This window comes from Haliea sp. (assembly GCF_041395985.1).
In the GTDB taxonomy this organism is placed as follows: domain Bacteria; phylum Pseudomonadota; class Gammaproteobacteria; order Pseudomonadales; family Halieaceae; genus Haliea.
In genome coordinates this window covers 349,895-357,520 of the sequence record NZ_JAWKZJ010000004.1, presented here as the reverse complement: position 1 = coordinate 357,520, position 7,626 = coordinate 349,895, and the positions used below count along the sequence as shown (strand labels likewise).

Sequence of the window (7,626 nt, the reverse complement as noted above, 5' to 3'; positions counted from 1 at the left end):
GCCTTATTCTCGATATCTCCGCTAGTTCTTTGTCATTCAGCATAAAGTAGAATCGCTGGTATGACTCATTGAAGGATGGGACGCCATATAGATCCTCGACCTCGGCAGCAGTGAGGATTGATAGCCGCTTGTTTCTGCTCATTCTTTGACCTAAAGGTCGAAGAAGATACCGAATTTCTCAGCGCATTAGAAACTAATAGCCCCCTGCAGACCACGGATGGCGGGGCCTCCGGCGGTTTTTGCAATATTTGGAGGCAAAATCCCTAGGACCCCTAATCGTGTGGCTCACTGGCTTGGCGTAGCTATCCGGCGCCGGCAGGCTCGCACAGCCGGCCAGCGACAACAGTACGGTGCACAGGGCCAGACGCGGCCAGTACAGTCGGTGGCCGCTGGTACTACAAGAACTCGGTTTTCGGCGTTGCATGCAATCACGCTCCGGAGGCGATCGACTCACCCTGGATTCTAACGCCCTGGCCGGCGTGTGCAATGACCGCAGGCCAGAGGCACAAGACCGCGTGCAGCTACTCAGGAGAGTCGTTGACGGAAATCCTCGTAGTCAAACTGGCGCACGATCTCCAGCGCATCCGTTGACGAGTTCCACAGGGCAATCGCAGGCAAGCGGGTGCCATTGAAGGTTGAGGTCTTGACCATCGTGTAGTGGGCCATATCCTTGAACACCACGCGCTGCCCTACCTGCAGAGGTGTCGGGAAGCTGTAGTCGCCGATCACATCCCCGGCGAGGCAGGTCAGCCCGCCCAGACGGTAGGTGTGGGGCAGAACGCCCGGTGCATCCGCACCCATGACCTCTGCCCGATACGGCATCTCCAGCGTATCCGGCATATGACAGGTCGCCGAGCAGTCCAGAATCGCCTGATCCAGGGCGTTCCAGGTCAGATCCAGCACTTCACTCACCAGCACGCCGCTGCCGATGGCGACAGCCTCACCGGGCTCAAGATACACCTGCACCTGATGCCGCGCCGCGAAGTCGCGAATACAGCGAATGAGATCATCGACCTGATAGTCGGGCCGCGTGATGTGGTGGCCACCACCGAAGTTGACCCACTCCATGCGCGGCAGCAAATCGCCGAACCGCGTCTCAACAGCCTCCAGGGTACGCGCCAGCGGCGGGAAGTCGTGTTCGCACAGGGTGTGAAAATGCAGGCCGCTGATGCCTTCCAGGCTGTCGACATCCAGCTGCGAGCGCAGAATACCCAGGCGCGAACCCGGTGCGCAGGGGTCGTAAATCGGCACGTCGCCCTCGGAATGCTCCGGGTTGATGCGCAGCCCGAAGCGCAGCGTAGGCCGACGCCGCTGCGCCTCAAGGCACAGGGGCCTGAAGCGCAGCCATTGCGCGCAGCTGTTGAACACCACGTGGTGGGCGATATCCAGGATCTGCCGCAGATCCGCTTCGTGGTAGCCCGCGCCAAACACATGGACTTCACCGCCGTAGTGTTCATGACCCAGGCGCGCCTCGTGCAGGCCGCTGGCGCAGCTGCCGCTGAGATAGCGGGCCGTGAGCTCCCCCAGTCGCCAGCAGGAAAAGGCCTTCAGCGCTGCCAGCACCTTGGCGCCACTGGCATCAGCCACATGCTTGAGGATAGCGAGATTGCGTTCAATGGCCACCTCATCAATCACGTAGCAGGGGGACGGGAGCCGTGCCAGGTTCAGTTTGCTGAAGTCGGTGAATTGCAGTATCTGCACGTTACAGGTCCCGACCCGTCACCACATCCAGCCGGAATCCAGGATCCAGCTCCACCACTTGCCACGGCAGGCCGTAGAGGTTCATGTCCGACATGAACGGGTCCGGGTCGCGCTGTTCGACATTCCAGACGCCAGGTTCACGCCAGTGGCCCTCGAGAATCATCTTTGCACCGATAACCGCAGGCACACCTGTCGTGTAGGAAATGGCCTGGGACTGGACCTCACGGTAGCAGGCTTCGTGGTCGCAGATGTTGTACAGGTACATGACGCGCTCCTTGCCATCCTTCGTGCCACGCACGATGCAGCCGATACAGGTCTTGCCCTTGGTACGCGGCCCAAGGGTCGACGGGTCGGGCAACAGCGACGCCAGAAACTGGATCGGGACAATCTGCTGCCCCTGGAACTCGACAGGCTGTATACCCGTCATCCCGACATTTTCCAGGACTTCCAGATGTTTCAGATAGTTCTCCGAGAAACTCATCCAGAACTGTGCGCGCTTCAGGCCGGGAAAGTGCTTGCTCAGGGACTCCAGTTCTTCATGGTACATACGGTAGATATTGAAGCTGCCAACGCCCTCCGGGCACTCGAAGCGGGCCTGCTTGGACATCGGTGGCGTGGTGACAAACGCGCCGTTTTCCCAGTGACGACACGCTGCACTCACTTCACGGATATTGATTTCCGGGTTGAAGTTGGTGGCAAATGGATAGCCGTGATCACCCCCGTTGACATCGATAATGTCCAGTTCGTGGATCTCATCGAAGTAATGCTTCGCCAGGTAGGCCGTAAAGATATTGGTTGCACCCGGATCAAAACCGCTGCCCAGAATGGCGGTCAGGCCCGCATTGCGAAACCGGTCCTGGTAGGCCCACTGCCAGTGATACTCGAACTTTGCCGTATCAGGTGGCTCGTAATTGGCGGTGTCGAGGTAGTGAACACCTGCGGCGAGGCAGGCATCCATGATGCTCAGATCCTGATAGGGCAACGCAACGTTGATCACCAACTCAGGTTGCTCGCGCTGCAAGAGTGCAGTCAGTTCGGCCACGTTGTCGGCATCCACCTGAGCAGTGCGAATCGGGCGCTCGATCTGGGCTGCAATCGCCTTGCACTTCGCTTCCGTGCGGCTGGCAAGCAGAATATCAGTGAAGACGGTGGGCAGCTGGGCACATTTGTGGGCAACAACCGCGCCAACGCCCCCTGCACCGATGATAATGACTCTGGACATAACCGTGCTCCTGTATGAATGACGGGTTCAGTGATGCTCGAAATACGTATAGCCCTGCAGGCTTTCCCGGAACGCACGGAGAATTTCCTGCCGCTCCGCCACCGAGATGCGTCCGCTGCGCACCGCGCTTTCCGCGACCTGGCGGAACTGTTCCTGCATGTGCTTGGGCTCGTACTCTACATAGCTCAGCACGTCGGAAATACTGTCGCCGTGGAACTCTCGGGCAAAGTCAAAACTGCCATCCGGGTTGATGGTGACATTCACCACGTTGGTATCGCCAAACAGATTGTGCAGATCGCCAAGGGTCTCCTGATAGGCGCCCACCAGAAATACGCCCAGAATGTAATCCTCGTCCTCGCGCAGGGGGTGCAGCGGCAGGGTTTTGGAGGTGCCTGCGGGCAACGAGAAGTTATCGATCTTGCCGTCGCAATCACAGGTCAGGTCAGCGAGCATCGCTTCACGGCTGGGCGACTCCTGCAGACGATGCAGTGGCATGATCGGGAACAGCTGGTCGATAGCCCATATGTCTGGCAGGGATTGAAACAGGCTGAAGTTGCCGTAGTAGATGTCTGACAGGACTTCACTCAGGTTTTCCAGCTCGGGTGGCACACGGGCCACGCCTGGCAGAATCTGGGCGATGCGCTGCAATACGGCCAGACAGATATCCTCCGCCATAGCACGCTCACGCAGGCTGGCCTGACCATGATTGAACATGTCGCGCACCTCGTCACGGTAGAACAAGGCGTCGTTGTAGCACTCCTGGAAATTTGCATCACTCACCACCCGTAACACTTCCTGAATGTGTTTGAGCGGCTCGACGCAGTCATCGCCGATAGTTGCAGGCAGATCCATGGGCTCGCAACTGCGCACATCCAGCACATTGAACAGCAACAGCGACGAGTAGGCGACCGTGGCGCGCCCCGACTCGGAAATGATCACCGGGTGGGGAATTTCCAGTGGGTCGAAGGTCTCGCGGATACTCTCGACAATATTCACACAGTATTCTTCCAGCTGGTAGTTCATGCTGTGCGTACTGTTGGTGCGCGCGCCCTCGTAGTCCACGGCGAGACCGCCGCCCAGGTCGAGGTAGCCCATGGCTGCACCCTCCTCCACCAGCCCGGCGTAGTATCGACAGGCCTCCAGGACGCCGTTACGGACATTGCGGATGTTCGGCACCTGGGATCCGAGGTGGCAGTGCAGCATCTGCAGGCAGTGCAACATACCGGCAGCTCGAAGCTCATCGACGACCGCGATCAGCGCAGCCGTCGACAGGCCGAAAATGGAGCGGTCGCCGCTATCCTGGCTCCAGTGTCCATCGACCTTGACGGAACTCTTCATGCGCACGCCGATCAGTGGCTCAACGCCGAGTGCGCGGCTGCGCTGAATGATCATGCGCAGCTCACTCAGGGACTCGAGGACAAAAAAGCAGGGATAGCCCATGCGGCGTGCATACAGGCCGAGATCGATAAACTCGGAGTCCTTGTAGCCGTTGCACACCACCAGGCTTTCGGTATCGCGCAGCTGGCTCAGGGCGATCGTCAGCTCCGCCTTGCTGCCGGCCTCAAAGCCGTGGTGGTAGCGGCTGCCGTAGTTGGCAATTTCTTCAATGACATGACACTGCTGATTGACCTTGATCGGGAATACACCGCGGTAGACGTTGTTGTAGCCACCGCTGGCAATGGCATCGGCAAACGCCTCGTTAAGCACCTTGATACGGTGATCCAGCACGTTTCTGATGCGCAGCACCGCCGGCATTTCCAGATTGCGCGCGCGCATGCCGGCAACGATATCCATCAGTGAAACGGTGGTGTCTGCGTCACCGGTAGTGACCGTGACCTGCGCTTCACCACTGTCAGAAATACTGTAGTAGCCGGCTCCCCAGGCGTTGATGCCGTAGAGCTCCGCGCTATCGGCGGCACTCCAGTCCTGCTCGGGCTGTGCTGAATCGGTCATGGTCCTCCTGGGCTCCTGCCGGGGTGCACTCGGAGGCGTGGGCTCCTCAGGTGCAACGATTGCGCAAAAAAAGCATACAGTACAAGGGTAGTGAAAACGGCGCCGATTCTAAGGCGCTGCGAAGCAAACGCAAGGGGAATTTGCCGCCGGATCCACGAAGGACAGCCTAACAGGACGGAGCGGGGTTTTGGTAGTTTTCAACCTGCTGACCAGGCGACGTGACAGTTGACCGCGAGACGCACTATATTGGGCCCAATTGTGGAAATCAGCCAACATGTCCTCACCTCTCCAATTCACTGCCAGAAGCGAGACCCCACTGCAGATTGAAACGGCACGCCCGGACGATCTCGACGCGCTGCTGCAGATTGAGCACGACTGCTTCCGTACCGACCGTCTGTCGCGGCGCAGTTTCAAGCGCTGGCTGCGACGCTCGGACTGCGTATTTCTCGTGGCCAGGGATTCTGCTGGCCTGGGCGGGTATTGCCTGGTCATACTGCGCCAGGGCACCCGGCTTGCTCGACTGTACTCGCTCGCGGTCGCTCCGGACCGCCAGGGCCGCGGGGTGGCGCGTCAGCTGCTGCAGCAGGCAGAAGTTGATGTGCGCAGCACCGGTGCCCTCTACCTGAGGCTTGAGGTCGCTGCCAGCAATACAGCCGCCATACGTTTGTATGAACAGCTCGGTTACACCCAGTTCGGGCGCTACGACGATTACTATGAAGATCACAGCGATGCCCTGCGCATGGAAAAATGCGTACGCGCCTATCAGCCCGAGAATGCGCCCCGCACGCTGCCCTGGATTGCACAGACAACGCCCTTCACCTGCGGGCCCGCTGCGCTGATGATGGCCATGGCGGGGCTGGATCGGACCTACCAGCCTTCGCCCCTGGAAGAAATAGAAATCTGGCGCGAGGCCACTACCATCTTCATGACCTCCGGTCACGGTGGCTGCCACCCGCTGGGCCTCGCGCTGGCCGCCCATGCGCGAGGGTTCCACAGCGAGGTCTGGGTCAACACCCCCGGACCCCTGTTCATCGAAGGTGTGCGCGACGACAACAAAAAGCGGGTGATGAGCCTCGTGCACGACAGTTTCGTCAGCCAGTGCGCGACACATGACATTACCGTGCATTATCAGGACCTCGAGCAGGAGCGCCTGCTGGACATGTTCAACGCCGGTATCAATATCCTGATTCTGATCTCCACGTACCGCCTTGACAGCAAGAAGGCGCCGCACTGGGTGGTGCTGTCGGGGTACGATGAAGCCTGCTTCTACGTCCATGACCCGGAGCTGGACGACCTTGGAACACCGCGGGCAAGCCGGGACGACAACAAGGCGCCACTGGACTGCCAGTACCTGCCCATAGCGCGCGAAGAGTTCGCCGCCATGAGCCGCTTTGGCGGTAATCGGCTGCGGGCGGTGGTGGCAATCGGACCCGTCGGGAACGGCAGCAATGAGCGCTGATCCCCAGTATCTGGCGCTGGTCAGAACACTCTCAGACCGTATTGTCGAGGCACAGCGCCCCATCCGCATTCTGGACGCCATCAAGTGGAACGCGGCGGTGCGCCGTGAGTTCTTCGCCAGCGGCTGCCGTGAGTTGCCGCGAATCGATGCGGCATTCTATCAACAGCACAATCCGCTGGATTTTGAACCGGGCGCCAAACGCGCAGAGTTTCAGGAGATCGAACGCGATATCGCGCGCAAGCTCGGGCAACTCAATCCCCTGGCGCAGATCATGCGCCGTATGTGCCGGGAGTACCGCAGCGTTGTACAGCTGTTGGAAGTTCGTGGACAGCCTGAATTTGGCCAGATATCCGAGGATCTTTACGGCTCCTCCTCGGATGTTTTTCACGCCGGTGACCCCACGCTGGCGGACCTCGGCACCGCGATGGAGGCAACCCTCATCAACCTGCTGCAAAATGCGTCCATGCAGGAGGCCCCGAAAACCATACCCGCTGCGGACGCGGTGGCGATGCTCAACGAACGCCTGCTGCAGGCATTCCCGGACGCGGGCATCCGTGTGCTGCTCAACGACCAGATGACCGCCGATGCCGCCGCGGGCTCTGACTATCTCAAGATCCGCAGCGACGCGATGTTCAATGCACTGGATATCGATGTACTGGAAGTTCACGAAGGGTGGGTACACCTCGGCACAACCCTGAACGGCACGGCACAGCCTGCCTGTACGTTCCTCAGCAAGGGCACACCCTCCGCCACCACAACCCAGGAAGGGCTGGCGGTGTTGACCGAGATACTCACCCTGCGCTCCAGCCCATCGCGACTCTACCGGCTGATCAACCGGGTCCGGGCCGTGACACTGGCAGAGAACGGCGCAAATTTTCTCGAGGTCTTTAACTACCTGCAGGACCACAACATGAGTGCCGACGACAGTTACAGTATCGCGGTGCGCGTATTCCGTGGCAGCACGCCGGAGGGTCGGCCCTACACCAAAGACCTCGCCTACATGCGCGGCTTTGTGCAGACCTACAACTTCCTGCGCCTGGCCATGAGCACCGGGAAGCTGGATACCCTCCCGGTGCTGTTTTGCGGCAAAATCCTGCTGGAAGACATCAAGGACTGGCGCCTGCTGATTGATGAGGGCGTCGTCGCCGGGCCGCGCTTTCTCCCTCCGCATTTCGCGGACCTGACCGGGCTCGCCACCTGGATGAGCTTTTCCCGCTTTATCGCCTCGCTCAACTTTGACCAGTTGCAGGCGGATTACGGCGCCCTGCTGTAGAGCCACCCCACCCCGGAA

The 7,626-nt window shown here is 59.9% G+C and carries 5 protein-coding genes; 2 read left to right on the top strand and 3 right to left on the bottom strand.

Annotated features, from left to right (window positions below):
- Positions 1-525 precede the first annotated feature (525 nt).
- Genes nspC through speA form a run of 3 tightly spaced genes read right to left on the bottom strand, consistent with a single transcriptional unit; the run spans position 526 to position 4,876 of the window.
- Complete coding sequence (gene nspC / locus R3E49_RS10215) at positions 526-1,701, bottom strand: carboxynorspermidine decarboxylase (protein ID WP_371294951.1); 1,176 nt, start codon at positions 1,699-1,701, stop codon at positions 526-528.
- Position 1,702: 1 nt separating this feature from the next.
- The gene (locus R3E49_RS10210) at positions 1,703-2,923 is read right to left on the bottom strand and encodes a saccharopine dehydrogenase family protein (RefSeq protein ID WP_371294950.1); all 1,221 of its coding nucleotides are present in this window, start codon (positions 2,921-2,923) and stop codon (positions 1,703-1,705) included.
- 27 nt (positions 2,924-2,950) lie between these two features.
- On the bottom strand, positions 2,951-4,876 hold the full coding sequence (gene speA / locus R3E49_RS10205) for a biosynthetic arginine decarboxylase (protein ID WP_371294949.1): 1,926 nt from the start codon (positions 4,874-4,876) through the stop codon (positions 2,951-2,953).
- A gap of 274 nt (positions 4,877-5,150) precedes the next feature.
- On the opposite strand from speA, the gene R3E49_RS10200 reads away from it, so the two are divergent.
- A complete protein-coding gene (locus R3E49_RS10200) occupies positions 5,151-6,335 on the top strand; it encodes a GNAT family N-acetyltransferase/peptidase C39 family protein (RefSeq protein WP_371294948.1) in 1,185 nt (394 codons plus the stop codon).
- Entirely contained in the window at positions 6,325-7,608 is a 1,284-nt protein-coding gene (locus R3E49_RS10195; protein WP_371294947.1) for a flavohemoglobin expression-modulating QEGLA motif protein, read from the top strand. Before R3E49_RS10200 ends, R3E49_RS10195 begins: the two co-directional genes overlap by 11 nt.
- The last annotated feature ends 18 nt before the right edge of the window (positions 7,609-7,626 follow it).